The sequence below is a fragment of the Mucilaginibacter dorajii genome (genome assembly GCF_024808255.1).
In the GTDB taxonomy this organism is placed as follows: Bacteria; Bacteroidota; Bacteroidia; order Sphingobacteriales; family Sphingobacteriaceae; genus Mucilaginibacter; species Mucilaginibacter dorajii.
Genome location: NZ_JANTYS010000014.1, coordinates 77823 through 101213, shown reverse-complemented (window position 1 = coordinate 101213; position 23391 = coordinate 77823). Strand labels below are relative to the sequence as shown.

Annotated in this window: 16 protein-coding genes; 7 read left to right on the top strand and 9 right to left on the bottom strand. The window is 43.9% G+C overall.

What is annotated here, in order from left to right; all coding sequences use genetic code 11:
* Window positions 1–20 precede the first annotated feature (20 nt).
* The 5 genes from FHS10_RS18760 to lysS all read left to right on the top strand — a co-directional run bounded on the left by FHS10_RS18760 (window position 21) and on the right by lysS (window position 7576).
* Window positions 21–401 carry a BlaI/MecI/CopY family transcriptional regulator gene (locus tag FHS10_RS18760; RefSeq protein WP_259093397.1) on the top strand — a complete coding sequence of 127 codons (381 nt, stop codon included), beginning with the start codon at window positions 21–23 and terminating at the stop codon, window positions 399–401.
* Complete coding sequence (locus FHS10_RS18755; RefSeq protein ID WP_259093395.1) at window positions 398–2278, top strand: energy transducer TonB; 1881 nt, start codon at window positions 398–400, stop codon at window positions 2276–2278. Before FHS10_RS18760 ends, FHS10_RS18755 begins: the two co-directional genes overlap by 4 nt.
* 43 nt (window positions 2279–2321) lie before the next feature.
* Entirely contained in the window at window positions 2322–3626 is a 1305-nt protein-coding gene (locus FHS10_RS18750) for a M56 family metallopeptidase (RefSeq protein WP_259093393.1), read from the top strand.
* 18 nt (window positions 3627–3644) lie between these two features.
* A complete protein-coding gene (locus tag FHS10_RS29230) occupies window positions 3645–5642 on the top strand; it encodes a M56 family metallopeptidase (protein ID WP_310504192.1) in 1998 nt (665 codons plus the stop codon).
* A 212-nt stretch (window positions 5643–5854) separates the two neighbouring features.
* On the top strand, window positions 5855–7576 hold the full coding sequence (gene lysS / locus FHS10_RS18740) for a lysine--tRNA ligase (protein WP_259093390.1): 1722 nt from the start codon (window positions 5855–5857) through the stop codon (window positions 7574–7576).
* A 156-nt stretch (window positions 7577–7732) separates the two neighbouring features.
* Here lysS and FHS10_RS18735 read toward each other — a convergent pair whose 3' ends face one another.
* The 9 genes from FHS10_RS18735 to FHS10_RS18695 all read right to left on the bottom strand — a co-directional run bounded on the left by FHS10_RS18735 (window position 7733) and on the right by FHS10_RS18695 (window position 21377).
* Entirely contained in the window at window positions 7733–8326 is a 594-nt protein-coding gene (locus tag FHS10_RS18735) for a DUF4199 domain-containing protein (protein WP_259093387.1), read from the bottom strand.
* A 27-nt stretch (window positions 8327–8353) separates the two neighbouring features.
* Window positions 8354–9022 carry a hypothetical protein gene (locus FHS10_RS18730; protein ID WP_259093385.1) on the bottom strand — a complete coding sequence of 223 codons (669 nt, stop codon included), beginning with the start codon at window positions 9020–9022 and terminating at the stop codon, window positions 8354–8356.
* A gap of 7 nt (window positions 9023–9029) precedes the next feature.
* Window positions 9030–10280, bottom strand: coding sequence for a dihydroorotase (locus tag FHS10_RS18725; protein WP_259093382.1), 1251 nt, complete (start codon window positions 10278–10280; stop codon window positions 9030–9032).
* Between the two features lie 29 nt (window positions 10281–10309).
* Entirely contained in the window at window positions 10310–12358 is a 2049-nt protein-coding gene (locus tag FHS10_RS18720; protein ID WP_259093380.1) for a BatA domain-containing protein, read from the bottom strand.
* Window positions 12359–12623: 265 nt separating this feature from the next.
* Window positions 12624–13331, bottom strand: a complete 708-nt coding sequence (locus FHS10_RS18715) for a DNA alkylation repair protein (RefSeq protein WP_259093378.1) — start codon at window positions 13329–13331, stop codon at window positions 12624–12626.
* 423 nt (window positions 13332–13754) lie between these two features.
* Window positions 13755–15170, bottom strand: a complete 1416-nt coding sequence (locus FHS10_RS18710) for an alpha-L-fucosidase (RefSeq protein ID WP_259093375.1) — start codon at window positions 15168–15170, stop codon at window positions 13755–13757.
* Between the two features lie 137 nt (window positions 15171–15307).
* The gene (locus tag FHS10_RS18705; protein WP_259093373.1) at window positions 15308–16411 is read right to left on the bottom strand and encodes a twin-arginine translocation signal domain-containing protein; all 1104 of its coding nucleotides are present in this window, start codon (window positions 16409–16411) and stop codon (window positions 15308–15310) included.
* A gap of 223 nt (window positions 16412–16634) precedes the next feature.
* Window positions 16635–18140: a DUF1501 domain-containing protein gene (locus tag FHS10_RS18700; RefSeq protein WP_259093370.1), complete on the bottom strand. Its 1506-nt coding sequence runs from the start codon at window positions 18138–18140 to the stop codon at window positions 16635–16637.
* A gap of 6 nt (window positions 18141–18146) precedes the next feature.
* Entirely contained in the window at window positions 18147–21377 is a 3231-nt protein-coding gene (locus FHS10_RS18695; RefSeq protein WP_259093367.1) for a DUF1553 domain-containing protein, read from the bottom strand.
* Window positions 21378–21522: 145 nt separating this feature from the next.
* Here FHS10_RS18695 and FHS10_RS18690 point away from each other — a divergent pair, with 145 nt between their 5' ends.
* Complete coding sequence (locus tag FHS10_RS18690; RefSeq protein WP_259093365.1) at window positions 21523–22398, top strand: helix-turn-helix domain-containing protein; 876 nt, start codon at window positions 21523–21525, stop codon at window positions 22396–22398.
* 203 nt (window positions 22399–22601) lie between these two features.
* Complete coding sequence (locus FHS10_RS29305) at window positions 22602–22997, top strand: endonuclease domain-containing protein (protein WP_374759830.1); 396 nt, start codon at window positions 22602–22604, stop codon at window positions 22995–22997.
* The last annotated feature ends 394 nt before the right edge of the window (window positions 22998–23391 follow it).

Here is a 23391-nt window from a genome sequence, read left to right as displayed (position 1 = left end):
AACTATAAAAATAGTTTACTATGAACGTTAAAGAACTCACCAAAGCCGAAGAACAGATCATGCAGATTCTGTGGACTTTAAAGGAAGCCATTGTAAAAGACATCATTGAACAAATGCCCGATCCTAAACCTGCTTACAACACCGTATCAACCGTGGTGCGAGTATTGGAAGGCAAGGGTTATATAGATCATAAGGCCTATGGTAATTCGCACGTGTACTTCCCCCTCATCAGCGATGACCAGTACAAAAAATTCACGTTTGATAAAATGATGAATAACTATTTCAGCAATTCATACAAAAGCCTGGTATCGTTTATTGTTGACGAAAAAAAGATCAGCGTGAAAGAACTGGACGAGCTTACTTCTTTAATTGATAACCTTAAAAACAAAAAACAATCATGAACTGGCTGCATTACCTGCTCGAAGCAAACATTTACCTTGCCGTATTTTATGCCGGGTATTGCCTGTTTTTAAATAAGGAAACGCATTATACACTTAACCGGGTTTACTTGTTATTAAGCTGTATCATTTCCTTTATATTACCTGTTATACAAATAGGCGCGCTAAAACCTGCCGACGCAGCTGCACAACAAGCCTATGTAACTGTAGCGCCTGCCGCGTCAAATGTAACTACTTCGCCGATAGTAAATTATAAGCCGGAAGCAAATCATATTACGTTACAGGATGTTGTTTGGTACGTTTACCTAACAGGTATAGCGGTGCTTTCATTACTGCTGATCATCAAAATAGTACGCCTTATAAAAATGACCACCGATGCCAAAACACTGGCTGGCGATAGCTATAAACTCGTGGGACTAAATAATTCAAACGCTGCCTTTTCGTTTTTCAACTACCTTTTCATTGGTACAAAAACCGCCGGCAGCGAACTCATTATCAGGCATGAGCTGGTGCACATTCGTCAAAAACACTCAGCAGACATTCTTTTTATCGAGTTGCTGCGCATCATCAACTGGTTTAATCCTATCATTTATTTACTGCAGCTAAGCGTTAAAACCGTGCACGAATATATTGCTGATGAGCAAACCGCGGCCCAGGGAACGGATGCCCTCACCTACTCGTCCTTTTTGGTTGATAATGCTTACGGCCTTAATGGCCCATCTATAACGCATTCATTTTTCAACTATAACCTATTAAAAAAGAGAATCATTATGTTAAACCAAAAACGTTCGGGCAATTTAGCAAGGCTAAAATACCTGGTGGCTGTACCTATTTGCGGGGGATTGCTTTGCGCATCAACCCTGGCCTTCAGTAAAAATTATGCCCTGGTTGATCTTGCCCCCAAACATAATCAACCAACTATGGCAGCTTTGACCGATAGCGGGCAAAAAGCTAAGTCACAAAACAGTCCGCAGCTTTTGCCGCCACCGCCGCCCCCGATTGTTGTTAAAGATACCTATACTAACCTGTTCAATTATCTGAATAAAACTATCGTTTATCCCGCCAACGCGTTAAAAACAGGGAAAGCGGGATTGGTTGGCGTTAGTTTTGAAGTGAAGGCCGATCAGCAGATCACCAATATCAGAATAGTTAAAAACGCATCAACCGAATTTAGCAATGAGGTGTTACGGGCCTTAAAATCATATACAGGCACAGTAAATGAAGCCACGGGCAGCCATAAAATGATTGTTTATTTTTGTACCGATTATTATCAATTTGTGAAAACACCTGATGCCAAAGAATTGAAAGCACCTGGGTATGATTTTAATATGCTAATATTTGGCGCAAGTAAATATCCGGCAATGGCACCTTATAATGCCGATAAAAAAGCAACGAATTTACCTGCCCCTGTCCAAATTAATGATGCTACCAAGCTTCCGCCACCGCCTGCTCCACCGGTTAGCTTGCAGGCCGATACATCTATCCGCACCACCACCGATGCTTTTTATAAATATGTGGCCAAAACCGTACGATATCCCGCTGCTGAACGTAATAAACATATAGGCGGAAGAGTAATCCTTGCATTTAATATTATTGACGGTAAAATCACTGATCCTAAAGTTGTTAGAACGCTTACCCCGGCAATGGACGGAGAAGTTTTAAGATCAGTTAAAGCCTTCGACGGCACACTTGATCTGAAACCCGGTTATTATTCGATGCCACTCTCCTTTAGCTTAGTTGATAGTAAAGATAACCAGGTTGCTCACTTGCCAGAGACCACAGCCGCTGATAATCAAGCACCAATGACGGCTAATCATGTTGCATCAAAGCCATCCATTTCTTTAAATGAAATTGTTGTAGTGGGTTACGTAAAAGACTGATCCTAAAGGTATTTCCCAATAATAAACCTATAAACAGAAGCGAATGAACTGGCTGCATTATCTATTAGAGGCAAACATTTACCTGACCGTATTTTACGTCTGCTACTGCCTGTTTTTAAATAAGGAAACCTATTATACACTCAACCGGGCCTACCTGTTGCTGAGTTGTATTATATCTTTCATACTGCCAGTTATACAGGTAAGCGCTTTAAAACACAGGTTGCCTGCTGTCTCAGCAATAACAGGTCATGGATTAACTACACACAGCGGTGTGGTTAATGCGGCAACTGTGAACCAAACAGTTACCGTTTATAGTTTTACCTGGGGCGATGCATTGTGGGCTGTTTATATTACCGGTATTATAGTGTGGAGCGTGCTGCTGATCATTAAGCTACTCAAGCTCGGTCGACTCGCAACCTCAGCTAAAACACTAATAAATAACCAATATAAACTAATCAATATCGAAAATGCAGATACTGCATTTTCCTTCTTCAACTATCTTTTTATCGGCACAAAAACCACCGGTAGCGAAACTATTATCAATCACGAGTTAGTGCATATCCGTCAAAAACACTCGTTCGATATCATATTTATGGAGCTGGTGAAAATTGCAAATTGGTTTAATCCTGTCATTTACCTGGTACAGTTAAGCCTTAAAACTATACACGAGTATCTTGCTGATGAGCAAACCGCACAAGGCACCGATACCCTCACCTATTCATCTTTTTTGGTTGATAACGCATATGGTCTTGGTGGCTCATCTGTTACTCATTCATTTTTCAACTATAACCTGTTAAAAAAGAGGATCATTATGTTAAACAAAAAACGTTCGGGTAGTTTAGCAAGGTTAAAATACCTGGTAACTATACCAATTTGTGCGTTAATACTTTGCGCATCAACACTGGCTTTCAGTAAAAACTACGCGCTTATCGATGTAGCGCCAAAATGGAACAAAACAGCTAATAATGAAGTTGCGTTTCAGCATTTTTCAAACTATTTGAATGATCATCTTGGCTATCCTCAAAAGGCTTTAAAAGAGAATATCCCCGGTAATATCAATTGCTTAATAGAAGTTAAAGATCAGCATATTACCAATATTAAGGTCACCAATAGTACCGGCCAGGTATTTAGCCAACAACTGGTAAATTGCTTAAAACAGTACAATAAAGATATACCTGTTAAAGCCGGCTCATACGCCTTATATATACAATTTGTTGTACAAGGGCCAAATACATTTTATGCCAATGAGCAAAACTTTCAGAAAGAAGCTTATCCATGCATTACCAGCCTTGTACAGCTTGGATACTCAAATACCCTCAAAGCGGGAAAACAAAACCTTGTTCTATAACAATTAAACAATGACCAAATGAACTGGCTGCATTACCTTATCGAAGCGAACATCTACCTCGCCGTATTTTACGCCTGCTACTGCCTGTTTTTAAATAAGGAAACCTATTATACGCTCAACCGGGTCTACCTGTTGTTGAGTTGTATCCTATCGTTTATCCTGCCTGTTGTACAGATAGGCACTTTAAAACCGGCAGAGAAGCTGCCCGAAATTACAGCGATAAGCTATAACGCGGTGCAAAATGTACGGGTAGTAAGTACGCCTGCTCCCCAGCCGGCCACGGTTCATCAAATTACCTGTGATGATGTTTTATGGGCTGTTTATATTGTTGGAATCGCAGTGCTGGCTTTATTACTGTTTATCAAGCTGTTCAGGCTCATTAACCTTACCACATCGGGCAAAACGCTGATTGATAATAAGTATAAGCTGATTGATGTGGAAGATACCGATACCGCCTTCTCGTTTTTCAACTACCTTTTTATCGGCACAAAAACTATCGGTAATGATATTATTATACAGCACGAGTTGGTGCACATCCGCCAAAAACACTCGTTTGATATTGTTTTTATCGAGCTTATCAAAATCATCAACTGGTTTAACCCCATCATTTACCTGTTACAAATAAGCCTGAAAACGGTACATGAATATATTGCTGATGAGCAAACCGCGGCCCAGCGTAACGATCCCCTGGCCTATTCTACCTTTTTGGTTGATAACGCTTACGGGCTAACCGGATCATCTGTTACGCATTCATTTTTCAATTACAACCTGTTAAAAAAGAGGATCATTATGTTAAATCAAAAACGTTCGGGTAGGTTAGCAAGGCTAAAATACCTGGTGGCCATTCCCATTTTCGGAGGGATGCTTTGCGCATCCACGCTGGCTTTTAGTAAAAATTACGCGCTTATTGACCTGGCACCAAAGCATAAAACTGCTTTGGAAACTACTGTTAAAGCGCCCAAAAATGCTGCCGATACCTTATCACACACGCAAATTAAATCAAAAGCAATAACCGGCAAAGGCTACAAGTACGAGGAAACCGGCTATCTTATTAACAACAAAACCGATTTTAGGGTGATCATCACCGATAAAAACGGTGCGCAAAAAGAGTATTACAAAAGTAAAGCAAGCACTACCGAGCTGGCCATGTTACAGGAAAAATACGGCTACACATTCCCCAAAATGCTGATATTCCCTAAAATGCCGCCACCGCCGCCAATGCCACCTGCCGGTATAGCGCCACATAAAAATTTGCACAGGTTACCGCCACCACCACCTGCGCCCCCGGTAGTTTCAACCGATTTTAAGACACCACCGCCGGCAGCACCAGTGCGTTCAAAAGGCGCTAAAAAAATTCCGCCACCACCACCACCTGCCCCACCGGTAGTTTCGGCCGACTTTAAAACGCCGCCACCACCGCCACCTGCAGATCCAAAGGCATCAAAAGACATCAATAAAATGCCACCTCCGCCTCCACCAGCGCCACCTACAGGTGCCGTAGGATTACCTTTGCCGCCCCTCCCCCCTGTTCAATTAAAAAATGGCAAAAAAGGCACTAAATTGGTTCCGGCAGTTGCGCCAGGTCCTGATGTTAAACCTGTTAGCCCCGAGCCTGCTGTAACCCCGGCCGAACCCACTGCCTCCCCCGACGTTAAACCTGCGGCGGCAACTTTGTCGCCGGCAGCAAAAATACAGGCAACAATAGCCACACAACCACGTAACACATTTATGGTATATGGAGCCAAAGGTAAATTTGAAGATAAATCAAGCGTAATTGAATCAACAAAAATCTCCTACATGGCAAAAAACGATAATGAGCCACAGCCGCTATTTATTGTAAATAATCAAATTGTTGATAAACACTTAAATAAAGGCCAGCGTTTAGATATCACTGCCGATAAAATTTTACTTTACGACGGTTTTAACCCCGATAAAGTAGCCAAATTGGGCAATAAAGCCAAAAATGTTGTAGTAGAAGTAATTGGCGATAATAAGATCACTATTCAAAACAACTAAACCTCAATTATTTATTGAGATGATATTGCCGCCGGCCAAAAACCGTCCCGGCAATTTCTTGCGTAATGCCTCCTCCTCTTTTTAACAGTTATCCTCAAGCTCCCTTAAAATTCGCCGGGTATAGCTGTATAAGCAAAATATTGCATCGTTACAGTCCTATAAACCATTTAAAACGCTATTTTTGCACCTTTAATAAAAATACCGTTCAAAACATGAGTATTGCACTATCCGAGCAGGAAATTATCCGTCGCGAATCTTTACAACAATTAAGGGAACTGGGCATTAACCCATACCCTGCCGAAGCTTTTGATGTTAACGCCTGGGCACAGGATATCACCGATAATTTTGCAATAAAACCCGAGGCCTACCAAAATGTAGTAATTGCAGGCCGTATCATGACGCGCCGCATTATGGGCAGTGCTTCTTTTGCCGAGTTACAGGATTCAACCGGTCGCATCCAGGTGTACCTGAAACGCGATGATATTTGCCCTGATGAGGATAAAACTTTATACAATACCGTATTTAAAAAACTGCTGGATATTGGCGATTACATCGGCATAAAAGGCTATGTATTTTTAACCCAAACGGGCGAGATCTCGGTTCACGTACGTGAATTGATCGTGCTGTCCAAATCACTTAAACCGCTCCCTGTTGTTAAACGCGAGGAAGATGGAACTATCCACGACGGTTTTACCGACCCTGAACTGCGTTACCGCCAACGTTATGTTGATTTAACGGTTAACCCTGCATACAAACAAATTTTCATCAACCGTTCAAAAGTGATTAGCAGCATGCGTGATTACTTTAACAACCAGGGTTGGATGGAGGTTGAAACTCCCATATTACAACCCGTACACGGCGGCGCCGCGGCCCGTCCGTTTGCTACGCACCACAACACGCTGGATATGCCGCTGTTTTTACGTATCGCTAACGAGCTTTACCTGAAACGCCTTATTGTAGCCGGCTTTGATGGAGTGTATGAGTTTGGTAAAATGTTCCGCAACGAGGGCATGGACCGTACCCACAACCCGGAATTTACCGCTATGGAAATCTATGTAGCTTATAAAGACTATATATGGATGATGGCCATGGTTGAGGAGTGTTTGGAAACCGTTGCTAAAGCCGTTCATGGTATCCCTGTGGTACAGGTTGGCAGTAACGAGATCAACTTTGCAGGCCCGTACGAAAAACTATCTATGTATGATTCTATCCTGAAATATACAGGCATCGATGTATCTGCCATGGACGAAGCCGGCTTGCGTGAAACCTGCGCCGACCTTAAGATAGAAGTTAACCCTACCATGGGCAAAGGCAAGCTGATAGACGAGATCTTTAGCGCCAAGGTAGAGCATAACCTGATCCAGCCGACATACATTACCGATTACCCTATCGAGATGACGCCGCTGGCTAAAAAGCACCGTACTAAAGACGGCCTGGTGGAGCGCTTTGAGCTGTTTGTAAACGGCAAAGAGATAGCGAACGCTTATTCGGAATTAAACGACCCTATTGATCAGCGCGAGCGTTTAGAGGAGCAATTGATTTTGGCCGGTCGTGGTGATGACGAGGCGATGGCGATGGACGATGACTTTTTGCGCGCCCTTGAGTACGGTATGCCGCCAACATCGGGGCTGGGTATCGGTATCGACCGTTTGGTGATGCTGATGACCAACCAAAGCACCATACAGGAAGTATTATTTTTCCCGCAGATGCGCCCAGAGAAAAAGGCTAAAGTAGTTACTATCGAAGACTTTACAAACATCGGTGTACCTGCCGAGTGGGTACCGGTACTAAATAAAATGGGCTTTAACACTGTTGAAGAACTTAAAGCCGGCAACCCCAACAAGGTGTTTAATGACCTTGGCGGTATGCGCAAAAAACTAAAGCTTGATATTACCATGCCTGCCAAAGAAGTGGTAATGGCCTGGTTTGAATAGCACTGAAAGCAGAAGGCTTAAAGCAAAAAGCTTTTTTTGATATTATTTTAGAGACGTATGTAGATGCGTCTCTTTTTTTGTGCTGATTTTTTTTCCGACAACAAAACAGGCCTTTTCTTTTCAGAAAAGGCCTGTTTTGTTTATATAATATATCATCTAAACCGCTGGATCATTATCTAAATTAGGATTAAAAGTATGGATTTCTTTTTTAAAGAAAGCAGCAAATATAACTGCCACCACAAACATGAAGATAATAGAAATACCTATGCTTTGTATCTCTTTTCCGATTGTAACGTTCTTTTGAGCATCAAATTGCTTTTGTATCTCCTCCATCTTTTTATCAATCACATCCTGACTGGTGTTACTTTTTTCTAAAAAGGTAGTAACCGCATTTACCATAGCAGTTTCAGTTTTTTGAACCGTATTGGGTTCGATTACTTTTGTAAATAACTGATCATAAACAATGAATTTCACTACAAAAGCAGCCAAAAACATGATAAAAATACCGGTAGCCGCATGCTTAAAATTCCACGAACCACCTATTTTTTTCCTAAGATTAAAACATAATACAATAACCAATGCAATTGGCAATAAAACAGAAAATATAAAGGGTGTAGCCGATATAGCAATTACAGATGATGTAGATATGATAACATAAAATGATAGTATATTCAATATAACTAATGCAATACCTAAAATCAGTCCAAAAGTAACTGCAGATGTTCTTAATTGTTTAATGTCAATTGTCATCGTTTTAAGTTTTAGTGTTTGTTAAAATTATTGAAAATTAATCAGGATCTCTAACACGGCCATATCAAACTCTTTTTCCAAAGCGTTCTCGGCAATTACTGCTTTAGCGTCAGGTGATGGGTCAACGTTTTGGAAAAAGCACATCATCGGGTAAAACAGTTCGGCCAGTTCCGAATCTTCGGGCAGGCTTTTGGCTACACTACTGATCTCCTCAACCGGGCTTTCCATCAATATCTGGTTGGCTATTACCGGTTCGTAAATACGGTATTCGTCCTGGAACTCGTCTTCATCAACCAATAAAAATTCTTTCAGGTAGTCTTCCAATTCAGGCTCAATGTCTTCATCTTCGCACTCATTTAGGTATAGCAGCAGGTTTAACAGTTCGGTACCACGGTCAAGCGTTTGCTCTTCAATATCTTCCCATTCCGGGGTATCCAGGTAGTCTTCTTCCAGTTTCTTTACATCGGCACTAAAAAAGTTGATCATCAGTAAATCGAAGAACACCTCGCGTAAAGCTTCTACGTCGGGGTTGTTATCAAATACCGCGTCAAGGGCATCTACTTTATCTAAAAAGTCTTCATCTAAAGCAAACACGTCACCAAAATCGCCGGTTAGCGATGAGGCATCAAAGCTGCTGTATTTTGAAAATGCCTCTAAGGCCGCCTGGAAGGCAATTTCTATTTTCGGATCGATCATTGTTTTTCTATTTAAGTATTTGTTGATTGTTGTACGTTAACAGTACCTTGCCCTTTAGGCTTTGGCCTATAAAAGGAGAATTTACCGATTTTGACAAATTGTTTTTGCTGTTGTATTCCCATTCCGCATCTACATCAAAAACAACCACATTGGCCTGTTCACCTTCTGCAATAACAGGAACCTCCACCCCAAGAATTTCGCGGGGGGCAATGGCCAGTTTTTCGATGATCAGTTCAACGGGTAAACCTGTTTTAAGGGCAAGCGGCAAAGCGGTTTGAAAACCTACCATACCATAAGCGGCTACTTCAAACTCCACATCTTTAAACTCAATCTCGTGCGGCGTATGCTGCGATACAATGGCATCTATGGTACCATCTTTTAAACCTTTGATTAAAGCCTTCACATCGTCTTTAGTGCGCAAAGGTGGCTTTACCTTATATTGGCTGTCAAAACCCAGCAAGGCTTCGTCTGTAAGGATCAAATGATGGGCCGCCACATCGCAGGTAACTTCCAACCCCTTGCGTTTAGCCTCGCGGATCAGCTCGACCGAGCGGGAGGTAGATATGGTACTGAAATGTATTTTTGATACCGTGTATTCGGCCAGGTAAAGGTCGCGGGCAATCATCAGTTCCTCGGCCAATGAAGGGATGCCCTTCATGCCTAACAGGGTACTAACTTCACCTTCGTTCACTTTAGCTTTACCGGCTATGGCAGTATCTTCGGGGTACGAAAAAACCATGGCATCAAAACCCTGGGTGTATAACAAGGCACGCTCCATCAGGCCGGCATCCTGTACCGGGCGGTTGCCGTCGGTAAAGGCTTTGGCACCACTCAGGTGCATATCATACATTTCGGCAAGGTCTTTCCCTTCGCGTTTGTGCGATATGGTTCCTAAAGGATAAACATCTACCAGGTTACCCTTGGCACGGTTTATAAGATATTCAACTTCGGCTTTTGAATGTACCGGGTTGGCGGTGTTTGGCATCATGGCCACACCGGTAAAACCTCCGGCAGCGGCGGCACGTGTGCCCGATAGCATATCTTCTTTAGTTTCCAGCCCTAATTCGCCAATGTTGCAATTAAGGTCAAAAAAACCCGGCGATACATATTTGCCTTCGGCTTCGATCAGCTCTGCATCGGCTTCAATATCATCGGCAATGCGGGTTATAACTCCGTTTTCAATTAAAATATCGGCAACTTGTTGATGAAAAGGTGATCCGGGATCAAGGATAGTGGCAGATTTGATAAGCAAATTCATTAGCACTGCTTTAAAAGGATTTTTGTTGATTAAACCGCCTGTTTTACCACCTGCGCACCGGGCTTAAAGTACCTGATGAGCAAAATTTCGGCAGCCAGCGAAATCAATGCCAAAATTATACAAAGTTTCCATAATTGCGTGCCTAAATTTGTTTCGGCTACAATACCTTTTAACGATGCGTTACTACCTGGTATTAAGGAGGCTTGTTTAGGTAAAATTTCTTTTAAAGCAGCCGGCGTTAAATAACTCAGGTCCGATTCATTCCTGTTATCGTTAAATGCCAGCGTCGCCAGGGTGCTATCCTGCTTTTTTAAAGTGTAAATACCCGGCTCATGCAATTGATCAGACACATAAAGCAAGGTACTCCCATCCTGCTGCCTTACATCCGGAATAGTACTTTGCCCGCCCTTGGTTAATTTAAGCAGTTGCTTCTCGGTAAGCTGCACGGGTGGCACTTCTAAGGTTTCGTCTGCACCCAGTGTATAAAATAAAGGCAGGTCGTGCCCGCTCAGCAGCGCTATCCTGAATAGTATCGGCACAAAAAGCGCGTGGCGTGGCAGGTTGCTAAAATCTTCGTTAAGGGGCACGGCAGCTACGTAAACCTTTCCCCTGCCGCTATTGTAACCAGCCCAAAAAGTTTGGCCGCCGGTAAGCGTCATTAAATTATCCTGACTGCCATGCGCTGCGCTCAGCTGGTAATATTTTTTTACGACCGGCAGATCGGGATTGGGCGGGAAGCTTTCAAACACGTTTTTAAATACCGGACTTTGGTGGTTAAGTGCCGACACCTTAGCTTCATCGGGCACCAGCTTTTCAGGATAAGCCGCATTCATCGCCTGTAAAAAAACGCGGTAATTGTTCAAATCGGCATCAATAGCCGGGAACACTACCAATGTGCCACCTTTATTTACATAGTTTTTTAGTTGCTGTGCCAGCCCGGTTGATACCGTTTTAATATCGCTGATCACGATGATGGGATAGGTACCCAGGGCCGTGTAATTAACATTACCATCTGGAGTGTTATGTGCGTTAAAAAATGGATCTGAAGCAAAAACAGCCCTCAGGTATGGGTTTGGCGTACCGCCATCAATCAGCAAAACGGGCATTTGTTGTGCTACATTAAAGCTGAAGTAGAATTGATTATCAAAAGTAACTGGGTTATCCTGCAAAACAACCTCGCCTTGCTGCCAGCCCGCCTGCAAACCCATAAAAGCCAGCGTGTCGTTTTGTACGGCCCTTGCGGCTATGGTATAGCTACCCAAAGCTTTTTGAGCACCATTAATAATAACCTTCAGCGGAACTTTTTCGGCCTTTTCATCGGCATAGTTATGCAGGCGCACCACCAGTTTCTCGCTTTCGCCAGGCCGGTGAATGGCGCTGAGCAACCAAACCGAATCAACAGCTACATTGGGCAGGTTACCGGCTTTTAATTGTATCAGATTTATGGCGATGGCACTATCGGTTTTCAATGCCTTAGTGGCCATATTTTTTTGCAGATCGGATATAATATACACCGATTTTGCAGCGCCGGGCTGGGTAACCAATAAACTTTGCTGCCTGCTGATGATCTGCTGCAGGCCGCGACTTTGCGCGCTGATCTTTACCTGGTCTACCGCGTCATTAAACTCATCCCTGCTTAGCATTCGTTGGTGTTTGCCCTCAAAATCCTGAGTAAGCAGTTGAAAACGATCATTAATATTATAGGCCGATGCTATTTCTTTGGCTTTTTGTTTGGCATCATCCAGTAATGAACCCTCGCGGTTAAGGGTTTGCATGCTGTAGGAGTTATCTACAAAAATACTCACCGCGTTTTGCCGGCCAGTATTTGCCGCGTTTTGAGCGGGGATAAACGGACGTGCAAACGCGAATACCAAAAAGGCCAGTGCCAATAATCGTGACGCAAGGATCAGTCGTTCTTTTAAATTCCTGCGGGATGATTGCTGTTCCTGAATTTCTTTTAAAAACTGAACGTTGCTGAAATTTACCCGCTGAAACTTACGAAAATTAAATAAATGGATAATTACCGGGATGGCTAACGTAAGCAATGCAAATAAAAATGCCGGGTAGATGAAGTGCATATATGCGAATGTACGAATTGATGTTTAAATGTGCAGATTTCAAATTCCAGATGTACAGATTGGGGTTGAGGTTATAGCCAGAACATATATTAGAAAACTGTCATTCTGAACGCAGTGAAGAATCTAATCTACGCCATGCATCTTCGCTTTGCAAAGCTCAATAATAGATGCTTCGTACCTCAGCATGACAGGGTGGAGAGGAAGATCGATAGATAATGCCGCGCTTAAAAAGCATCCAAATAGAGTGGTAACTAAATCCTATAAATCAACACTTCACCGTTTTCTTCTTTTTACCCACTTGCCCCTTTGCCTGCATTTTGGCAATATATTCAAGTGCGTCGGGTACTTTGCAGGCAGTGCCATTCATATCTACCATCACCACACCGTTCTTTTTGGCGATGGCAATAGCATCATCTGTTAGCGCGGTTACGTAATTGGCTGCCGAAATAATGAAACCGTTCATGGTATACTTTACCCGGTTAGCCGCCGAATGAATATTTTCTGATGCACGTTCAAGGAGTTGTTTTAATGCCGGAATATCCAGCTCCACATCCGGTTTTAGCGCTACGGTATTACTCAAAGTAGACCAGCCTGCGGCGGTAATATGTTCCTCTGGCGAGTCTATCCACTCCAAAGCCAGCTCAAAGCCATATTTGCTCCCGGCTGCGACCCATGGAACCGTGTATTCACTGATATTGTTGGACACAGCCTGTTTAACCCAGGTTTGCAAATCTTCTTTAGTCATTTTCGCATCGTCGGTAATCAAGCCGGCAAGGTACATGGCATCGGCGTTGCCGGTGGCAAACAGATCTTTGGCTAAGGGGTAGTCTGTTTTGGTTTGTTTTTGGATGGTTTTAAGGTGTTCTACCTTTACACCAAAAAATGGTTCTTTAATGCCGTGTTTCAACAAGATCTTTTTGATGCTTTCGCTGCCATACCCCTGCAGCTGGGCCATAACTTCCTGTACACCCATGATTTTTATTTAGGCTGATTTACTTAATAAAATTAGGAAAAAGGAATGGGATTTTTGTGGATTGGGAAATGGTTAACAAAAGGAATTGTCTTCCGGTACTTATAATCCAATAACAGGTAGCCGCTATGCGGCATTATCGATATGGGGGTATTTTATCTACAAACGGGTAGCCGCTATGCGGCATACTTACGTTTTATTAAAGGGTTATGCTTATAAAAAAATGTCATCCCGGGTCGTTAGCTAACGGCTTGGGATGACATTTTGGATTTGCGGTTAAGACCCGAAGTCGTCCCGAATTTGTTTCAGGATCCCACAGGACAGGTAAACTTCATACTGACTACCTTGCATGTGGGGTGCCGAAATAAATTCGGCATGACAGATTGTTTTTTCATCTGCACATCTTAAATCTGCACATCTACACATCTACAACGTTTCATTATACACCCCAAACTCCGCGATGGATGGTGCACTATCAGATGTTTCTATTGACATGCGCACTTTGTTACCGTTAACGGCTTTAAAGCGGTTAACTTTTACCCGGCTCAGGTTTTCGCCTTCAAATAAAGGTTTCCAGCTGGTGCCGTCGTTGTACTCTAATTTGTATTTTTTGATATTGGCTTTACGCTCAAATATCACAATGGTATTAAACTGCTGACCAGGTTTCAGATCAACCTCGTACCATGGCGATTTTACCCTGTCATTTGATTGCCATGACGATTCAAAATCATCATCATTTGCAAAATCCATGATAGACGAATCATCGCTCCAGCTTGAATTTGCAGGCGCGCGTTTGGCCAGGTTATGTGATATAATGGGATTACCTGTTTCGCCAAGTTTATCAACCGGACCAGCATTTTTCCACAGCTTACCAATTTGTTTTAAGCCTTCAATGGCGTTATCGTCAAACAAACCGTCGGTATTTGGGGCCACATTCAGGATAAAGTTACAACTGGCATTGTTGAGCGGCACCAAAACATCGTTAACCAATTTGTTTACATCCCTGATAGGCGTGGTTGGGAAATCTGTTTTCCAAAACCAGTTGGCTTGAATAGGCAAACAAGCCAATGCAGGCATTTTGTTGGTTTCTTTTTGCACACGCTGACCGGCACCCATCTCGTAGGTTTTAATATCGGTATAATACAAACCTTCGGCAGGGTATTTAGCGCCGTTCAAATCCATCAACAAACAATTGGGCTGTAATTTTTTAACCAGTTTGTAGATCTCCTCAAAAGGTACATCATCATAAGAAATCCTTGACCATGGTGCATCCCATCCATCAATAATTAAAGCTTCAATCTGGCCGTAGTTGGTTAACAGTTCGGTAAGCTGCTGTTTAACCATTTCAATATGTTTAGGCTTGATCTGGTTCGGGCGCAGCCTGTGGTGGGTATCTAAAATAGAGTAATACAACATTACCTTTAAACCCTGGTCGCGGAAGGCTTTGGTATATTCCTTTACAACATCGCGTTTAAGAGGGCTGTGCATCACATTGTAATCGGTGCTTTTGGTATCCCAAATGCAAAAACCACTATGATGTTTGGTAGTTAAACAACCATAGGTCATATTGGCCGATTTGGCTGCCTTTGCCCATTGCACACAGTCCAGTTTTTTAGGATTAAAGTCGGATGCCGGTGTTTCAGGATCGGGCCAGTCGGCATTCTCGTAGGTTGGGATGTTAAAGTGGATGAACATGCCAAAACGCAGATCGACGAATTGTTGCTGTAATTCGGCAAGCGGACGCGCTTTTACCGGGCTTTGTGCTTTTACATTTACAGCGCCTAAAATAAGCACGCTTAGTAATACTGAAAATAGTTTCTTCGTGATAGAATTTGAGTGCATTTGAATTGGTTTGTAAATAGTCAACTAAGTATTAAATCTGTTAAACGGAGATTTACTAAGTTGATGATAAAACGTTTAATCAAAGTCTATTAAAATTGGCATTTTACTCATCTAAATTGTCAAAAAAAGATGGATTATCATACCCTTGTTAATTTAACAGGTGCGGTATGGTAAGCGTTCCACTGGCATACATACACGTTTTTATCCTCATCCACACATACATCATGGCCATGCTGAAAAATACGGCTTGAAGCTTGTAAGGTAGGCTGTAAAACACCGTTCTTATACACCGGCGCCGCACCACCCGGATTGGAGATCACCTTATCGTCCTTATCCAGTATGGTTACAAAGCCCGAGTAATCAAACCTGTTGCCAGTGGCATCTTTGCTCCAGCATACGCCGGCATAAATATTTTGATCGTTAATTACCGCACGACAAACATACATACCCGGCATGTCAATGCGTTTGATGAACTTGCCATCCATGGTAAAAACCTTAAAGCAGTTTTCCTCGCGCGAGGTGCAGATAAGCGTAGGGTTATTTTTGTCGCGGGTATCAATGGTAATGCCATGGGCATTCACCAGGTTATGATCTTTATTAGCGTTATTATGGCCCCCGAAATGACGGATATACTGCCCCTTGCTATCATAATGAATAATATAGTCAGATCCGTAACCATCGGCCACATAGATATCTCCGTTGGGTGCCACAGCGGTTTCGGTTGGTTTAAACGGTTCGTTATCTTTATAAACACCAATGGTACGCGGATGACCGATGGCAAAGATGAGCTTACCATCCACGGTGGTTTTCAAAACCTGGCCGGATTGGCCGTAACCAGCGCCCGTTCTGTCTTGCGCCCAGCCGCAATCGGTAAGCAGCAGGAAATCTTCGCCTCCTTCTTTGCTAATGGTTAAACCGTGGCCGCCCGGCAAAGCGGTTCCCCAGTAATCAAGCAGTTTGCCCGATTTATCAAAAATGAGGATGTTGTTTGCCGTGTGATCGCCCAGCATAATGAGCCTGCCTTTACTGTCCTGCACCATTTCATGGCAGTTAGCCAGCGGGTTACTGTTTACGCTTATTTTGGCCCATCCCTTATCAGCTTTGTAAGTAAAGCCCCCCTGCCCTATGGTTTGGTCATCTGGCTGCAAATCTTTGTGCAAAATAGCAAAGCTTTTCACCGGCGCGGCAGCCACCAAAGCCGAAGCAACGGCGGTGTTTTTTATAAAATTTCTTCTCTCCATGGTGTGATAGTATCAAGTAGTTAGTATCAAGTATCAAGACCGCTACAGAACGCGAGACTCTTTTACATGATGTCCAATTGGTTAAAACAAATTCTAATATCTGATTTATTTTTGTATTTGTATGTACAAATGAAAATATACTTCTCAATCTCATTTAATCAATAAAAGTTTATCAAGTTAGTGATTTCAAAAAATCTTGATACCTGATACTAACTACTTGCTACTAACTTAAAATATCCCTCACCACCTTCCCTTCCACATCGGTCAATCTAAAACGGCGGCCCTGGAATTGGTAGGTTAGCAGTTCGTGATTGATACCCATCAGGTGTAACAATGTGGCCTGGAAATCGTGAACGTGTACAGGGTCTTTAACAATGTTGTAGCTAAAATCATCAGTTTCGCCGTAGCTGATGCCGTGTTTTACGCCGGCACCGGCCATCCACATGGTAAAGCAGCGCGGGTGATGGTCGCGGCCATAATCATTGGCGCTGAGCTTACCTTGCGAGTAAACCGTGCGACCGAACTCGCCGCCCCAGATCACCAGGGTATCGTCCAACATGCCGCGCTGTTTCAGGTCTTTGATGAGCGCGGCGGTGGCCTGGTCGGTAGCCTTGCATTGCCCGGCTATGCCCGATGGCAGGTTGCTATGCTGATCCCAGCCCTGGTGGTACAATTGCACAAACTTTACGTTTTTCTCTAATAGTTTTCGCGCCAGCAAACAATTAGCAGCGTAGGTTCCCGGGTCGCGGCTATCTGGGCCGTACATATCAAAAATTTCTTTGGGTTCGTTGGCGGTGCTCATCACCTCGGGTACGGAGGTTTGCATGCGGGCGGCCATTTCATATTGGGCTATACGGGCATCTACCTCAGGGTCGGCATAGGCCGTGTTTTGCAGATTGTTTAATTTGGATAGGTATTCCAGCATTTCCTTTCTATCGGCACCGTCATAACCTTCGGGATTATTCAGGAACAGCACCGGGTCTTTCCCCGATCCAAACTGTACACCCTGGTATTTGGATGGCAGGAAACCGTTACCCCAAAGCCGGGCGTACAAAGGCTGATCTTTAGGCGCGTTTTTAGATACCAGCACAATGAAAGTAGGCAGGTTTTGATTATCAGACCCTAAACCATAACTGATCCATGAACCTACTGACGGTCGGCCCGGCAACTGGTTACCAGTTTGCAAAAACGTAATGGCCGGGTCATGATTAATAGCTTCTGAATACAACGACTTTACAATACACAATTCATCAACCACCTGGGCGGTATGGGGCATCAGTTCGCTCATCCAGGTTTGGCTTTGGCCGTGCTGATTAAACTTGCAAAACGCCGGGGCCAGCGGCAAAACGCTTTGGTTGGCACTCATGCCGGTTAAGCGTTGCCCCTGCCGTACAGAATCGGGCAGGTTTTGGCCAAGCATGGTGGCCAGTTTGGGTTTGTAATCAAAGGTTTCAAACTGCGATGGGCCGCCTGCCTGAAAAAGGTAAACTACTCTTTTAGCTTTGGGCGCTATCTGTGGCAGAGCATTTAAAATATCAGTCTCTAAATTCCCCGTCGCTTTGCGGGTACCGCCAAACGCATTGTTGCCGAATAACGACCCCACGGCCAAAGCGCCCAAACCAAGCGATGTTTTGGTAAGGAAGTTGCGCCTGTCCATCTTTTTGTGCAGCTCGTTAAACTCAGGCGTATGCAGCCTGAAATCATCATCATGATGGTGAAAATCTGACATCTTGTTTTATCTTTTGGTTAATGACGCGTCGGAATTTAAAATAGTGCTGGCTACAACCGTATTGGCTGCTATCATGGCGCCGCTTAGTTTTTTATCTACATGGTATTGCCCGGCAGTAAGCCAGCCCTTCTGCTTTTCAGGGTGTTCTTTAAATTTTTTGAGTTCAACCTGTTGCAGGGTCATCAAAAGCGTAACCTCATCGGGCATCGGCGTACGACCGGTGAGCTTTCGGTAAGCCGTTGTTATAGCTGCGCGATTATCGGCGTTGCGGGTCATCTGTTCGCCCAAAACTTTGGCCGCCTCAACAAATGTGGGGTCATTCAGGGTTACCAATGCCTGCAAGGGCGTATTGGTTTTTTGCCTGCGGATAACACAATAACTGCGCGATGGTGCATCAAAAGTAGCCAATGTGGGGTTTGGTACAGATCGTTTGACTATCACATACAAGCTGCGCCGGTAAACCGCCTTGCCGGTATCGGGCGTATAGGTTGTGTTGTTAATTTCCCATAAACCGGGTGGCTGGTATGGCTTGATACTTTTACCCCCTATTTCGGTATTTAATAAGCCACAGGCAAACAAAGCGTTATCACGGATCATCTCGGCAGGCATGCGATAGGCAGGGCCGTGCGAAAGGAACCGGTTCTCGGGGTCTTTTTCGGCAGCTTCCTTTGTAGGCCGAGAGTCCTGCCTGTACGAGGCCGACATCACGATCAATTTATTTAAAGCCTTCATATCCCAGCCCGACTCCACAAAGGTGGTAGCCAGCCAATCCAGCAACTCGGGGTGGCTTGGCATTTCGCCCTGGTTGCCAAAATCCTCGCTGGTTTTCACCAGGCCGGTACCAAAAAAGTTTTGCCATAAGCGGTTTACCGCCACCCTTGCCGTCAAAGGGTTATCGGGATTGGTGGCCCATTGCGCTAAGCCAAACCTGTTTTTAGGCAAATCGGCAGGGAAAGCTAAAATCGCTTCTGGCGTGTTCGGAAAAACCTGCTCGCCGGGCATATCGTAATTCCCCCGGTTGAGAATGAATGATTTTTTTGGCGATGACATTTCCTGCATCACCATCAACTCCGCAATATTTTCTGTCGAATCGGACAACGTAGTTCTTAAGACCGTAAGCTTTTGCGCTTCGGCAAGTACAGTTAGATCAACCGCGGCCAGGTAATAGGTTTTTAGTTTATCCATTTCATCGGCGGTAAGCGTCTCCTTATTTTTGCCTGCAATTTTATCCCAGTTATCTTTTTGTGCCAGCATTTTTACCTCAAAAGCAGTAAGCGTACGGTTATATACGGCTATGTCATCTGCTTTACCTGCTTTAAAACCGCGACCGCGCTCCCAGGCACCTACCTGCAAACCTGGCTGAGTGCCGCCACCTACAAATAAAATATCTTTGGTCAACTGATCCATGGTGGTTTCCATTTTCAGTTCGGCACCATCCATGTATAACTTAAAGCCATCCGCTTTTGACGATCCATCATAAGTGGCCGTTAGCTGGATCCATTTATCGCGGGGCACATCATCAACGGTAACCCTGGTTATGGCATTTGACGGACCGGTATGGGCCATGTTCAGCTCCAGCTTATTGTTTTTAAGGTATAAATGATACCCCCTGAAGTTGTACAACCGCTCGGAATTGCCTTTATGAAAAATAACACCTTCGCTCAGTTGCTTAGGAATGTTAACCCAAATACCAATACTAAAAGGCTGCGATTTACGAAACACCCCAACCTGGTTTAAATCAAGCCAGGTATCGCCGCTTAAAGCCAGTGCTTTGCCATCGCCCCTGGGCTCAAATACTGCCGCGTCGCCGGGCGCGCCTCCTTCACGCTTCATTACGCCAACATCTTTAGGGTTCACGGTACTTGCAAGGGTTCCCTTATCAAAATTGTAATAAGCCTGCAAGCCGTTCAGCGGTATGTTTTGACCGGTAAGCTTTTTATATTCACCATCGGCAAGCCATTTATCAAAACCGGTGGTGGCTTTGCTTTGAGTTTGGGCAATAGTGTTTTGCTGCTGCGCAATGTTATCATTAATAAAGGTCAGGATCTTTTCCTTTTGCGCCGTCGGCAGCATTAAGGTTGGCGTTGGCAGGGCATCATCCCAGGAAATTTGCCCCGCCTCCTTTACATTATTAAAAAAGCTGAACAGCTGGTAATAATTCTTTTGCGATATCGGGTCGAATTTATGATCGTGGCATTTGGCACAGCCCACTGTCATCCCCAGCACGGCGCTGCCAAAGGTATTGGTACGATCTATCACATATTCGGTTTGATATTCTTCCTCTATAACGCCGCCCTCCATATTTTGTTGATGGTTGCGATTAAAGGCCGTGGCAATGATCATATCCCTGGTTGGGTGCGGCATCAGATCGCCGGCCAGCTGCCATTTTATGAATTTATCATAACTGAAATTGCTGTTATATGCCTTGATCACCCAATCGCGGTAAGGCGACATATCCCTTAGCCTATCTACCGTATACCCGTGCGAATCGGCATAACGGGCGGCATCCAACCAATCAACCGCCATTTTTTCGCCGTAGTGCGGTGATGCCAGCAGACGGTCTACCTGTTTTTCGTAAGCATTGGGCGTGTTATCTTTTAAATAATCGTCTATCTCCTTTAAAGTTGGCGGCAAGCCGGTTAAATCAAGCGACAATCGACGTAACAACAATTCTTTATCGGCCTCTTTTGAAGCCAGCAGGCTTTGTTTTTTGAGTTTGGCTAATACAAAATTGTCGATAGGATTATTTACCGTTCCTTCAACCACGGGTACCGCCGGCTTTACAGGTTTTACAAAAGCCCAGTGCGGTTTGTAAACAGCCCCGGTTTTTATCCACTTAATAATTACCGCTTTTTCATAGGCCGATAGTGTGTGGTGCGATTCGGGCGCGGGCATCAGGTAGGTGGAATCGGTTGATAATATGCGCTTCACCACCTCGCTATGTTGCAGGTCGCCTGGTTTAATAGCCACCACGCCCATATCATCGGGAATCTCGGCGTAGGCATTGGCAGCTATATCCAATCGCAAACCTGCCTTTTGCTTGTTTTTATCCGGACCATGGCAGGCAAAGCATTTATTGCTCAGTATAGGTTTTACGTCGATATTATAATCCACCGATGGCAGCGCGTCATAAGCTTTCTGTACATCGGCAGGTAAATCAACGGCAGATGAAGCTACAAACAAACCACCACCGGTTACCATGGCGGCACCAAGCGTTACAAAAAATGACCTCAGCATATTAAATAGTATACGGTTTTATAATCAACATAAAGCTACGTGCTGTTACTCATCAAAAACTGCACAAACACAACTTCAATTAGCACAAAACCGACTTATATAATTTTATTATATTTGATCTGTTCGCCTGCCACAATCTATAAACATGAACAGAAGCCTTATAAGATCTACCTTTAGCCTGCTCAATACCGACTATGTGCAATTGAACAAAAACTGGGTTTACAAAAATGTAACCAGTACCTTTTACCGCCTTTATTATATAGATGCCGGCGAAGGCAGGCTGCAAACTGCCGATGGTACAGTGAAACTTGAAGCCGGTTTTTTATACCTCATCCCCAGTTTTACTACCTGTACCTACAGTTGCGATGATTATTTGGGCCAATATTACATTTCGTTTGCCGAAGAATCGGCCGATGGGGTTTCGCTCTTTGCATCAAACCGCAAGCTGTTTAAAATACCGGCTACAGATGCAGCTATCAATGCCATCAAACGCCTGCTTTCCATCAACCCAAACAGAACGCTAAGGACATCAACCAACCCCAAAGTATATGAAAAACGACCGATACTTAAAAGTTTTAGCCAACTGAACGAACTCATGCACGCATCGGCCTATATGGAAACCAGCGGCATTTTACAGCAACTGTTGTCGATGTTCCTGGCACCCGGTTTATTTTTAATGGAGGATAAAAGCATCATCCACTCCAAAATATCTGATGCCATCAATTACATTCAAACCAACCTGCAGCATGAAATTACGGTTGCCCACCTGGCCAAACGGGCCAATCACAATGCCGATTATTTTTCGCGCCTGTTTTATGAAAACACCGGCGAGCGGCCCCTGCCCTACATCCATGTAAAACGGATAGAGCGGGCGCAGTTGTTGCTAAGCACCACCAATATGCCTTTTTATGATATCGCCGCCGAAACAGGCTTTGAAAACCTGTCGTATTTTTCGCGGATTTTCAAAAAAATAACCGGGCAAACGCCGGGTGGGTATAAGAAGAATAGTTTGATTATGTGAGATCTTTTCTCCAGTGTGTAAATGAAACATGGTGTAAACTAACCAAGGGACGACTCACCCCGACGAGGCTACGCCCGTCTGCCCCTCTCTCCGACTGCGTCGCATAGAGGGGCGAAGATTTTTTTTGTTTTCTCAACCCTCTTTGCGGCTTGCCGGAGAGAGGGTCGGCCAGCGAAGCGTTGCCGGGGTGAGTCGTCTGCGACATGCTCTTCACCTTTGCAGATATTTTATTAATTTCATCCATGTCATCTATAATCGACCTCTGCAGATTATTACGAAAACAGGAAACACCTGCGGAGAAATTGTTATGGCAATATCTTAGGAACAGAAAACTGAACAACAAAAAGTTCCTAAGGCAATTCGCTATTTGCGTTCAATCAAGCATAAAAGGCAACATATATTACATCCCCGATTTTTATTGCGCTGAGCATAAATTGGTTGTTGAAGCAGATGGTCCGATTCATCTATTGAAAAAAGATTATGATCAAAACAGAGATGAGGTATTGACGGCTATGGGCCTTCGCATTCTGCGGTTTAAGAACGAAGATATTATAAACAATACAGAATTGGTTTCGAGTAACATAGCGGAATACTTGTAGCCGTTCCGACATCACGCAGACGACTCACCCCGACGAGGCTGCGCCCGTCTTCCCCTCTCTCCGGCTAAAGCCGCATAGAGGGGGCAAATGTTTTTTTATTTTCTCAACCATCTTTGCGGCTTGCCGCAGATAGCGTCGGCCAGCGAAGCGTTGCCGGGGTGAGTCGTCTGCCACTGTACAGAACGGATTTGCACTTAGGATTTACAGATAACATTGATTTGAATACCATTATTATTGGTTATTCTTTACTTAAAAAAGCCCTTAAAAAAGGGCTTTTTTACCCAGTTTTATATTCGTTTTTGAAAAACGCTTTAGGTAGCATTGTATGTTGTAATCATTAAATAACCGATTTTATTTACGGGGTATTATATTGCTAATTTTCTATTTACCATGA

What these genes read in the sequence shown, in the direction of transcription:
- FHS10_RS18760 (WP_259093397.1), top strand. Translation starts at nt 21, where the DNA reads ATGAACGTTAAAGAACTCACCAAAGCCGAAGAACAGATCATGCAGATT.
- FHS10_RS18755 (WP_259093395.1), top strand. Translation starts at nt 398, where the DNA reads ATGAACTGGCTGCATTACCTGCTCGAAGCAAACATTTACCTTGCCGTA.
- FHS10_RS18750 (WP_259093393.1), top strand. Translation starts at nt 2,322, where the DNA reads ATGAACTGGCTGCATTATCTATTAGAGGCAAACATTTACCTGACCGTA.
- FHS10_RS29230 (WP_310504192.1), top strand. Translation starts at nt 3,645, where the DNA reads ATGAACTGGCTGCATTACCTTATCGAAGCGAACATCTACCTCGCCGTA.
- lysS (WP_259093390.1), top strand. Translation starts at nt 5,855, where the DNA reads ATGAGTATTGCACTATCCGAGCAGGAAATTATCCGTCGCGAATCTTTA.
- FHS10_RS18735 (WP_259093387.1), bottom strand. Translation starts at nt 8,326, where the DNA reads ATGACAATTGACATTAAACAATTAAGAACATCTGCAGTTACTTTTGGA.
- FHS10_RS18730 (WP_259093385.1), bottom strand. Translation starts at nt 9,022, where the DNA reads ATGATCGATCCGAAAATAGAAATTGCCTTCCAGGCGGCCTTAGAGGCA.
- FHS10_RS18725 (WP_259093382.1), bottom strand. Translation starts at nt 10,280, where the DNA reads ATGAATTTGCTTATCAAATCTGCCACTATCCTTGATCCCGGATCACCT.
- FHS10_RS18720 (WP_259093380.1), bottom strand. Translation starts at nt 12,358, where the DNA reads ATGCACTTCATCTACCCGGCATTTTTATTTGCATTGCTTACGTTAGCC.
- FHS10_RS18715 (WP_259093378.1), bottom strand. Translation starts at nt 13,331, where the DNA reads ATGGGTGTACAGGAAGTTATGGCCCAGCTGCAGGGGTATGGCAGCGAA.
- FHS10_RS18710 (WP_259093375.1), bottom strand. Translation starts at nt 15,170, where the DNA reads ATGCACTCAAATTCTATCACGAAGAAACTATTTTCAGTATTACTAAGC.
- FHS10_RS18705 (WP_259093373.1), bottom strand. Translation starts at nt 16,411, where the DNA reads ATGGAGAGAAGAAATTTTATAAAAAACACCGCCGTTGCTTCGGCTTTG.
- FHS10_RS18700 (WP_259093370.1), bottom strand. Translation starts at nt 18,140, where the DNA reads ATGTCAGATTTTCACCATCATGATGATGATTTCAGGCTGCATACGCCT.
- FHS10_RS18695 (WP_259093367.1), bottom strand. Translation starts at nt 21,377, where the DNA reads ATGCTGAGGTCATTTTTTGTAACGCTTGGTGCCGCCATGGTAACCGGT.
- FHS10_RS18690 (WP_259093365.1), top strand. Translation starts at nt 21,523, where the DNA reads ATGAACAGAAGCCTTATAAGATCTACCTTTAGCCTGCTCAATACCGAC.
- FHS10_RS29305 (WP_374759830.1), top strand. Translation starts at nt 22,602, where the DNA reads ATGCTCTTCACCTTTGCAGATATTTTATTAATTTCATCCATGTCATCT.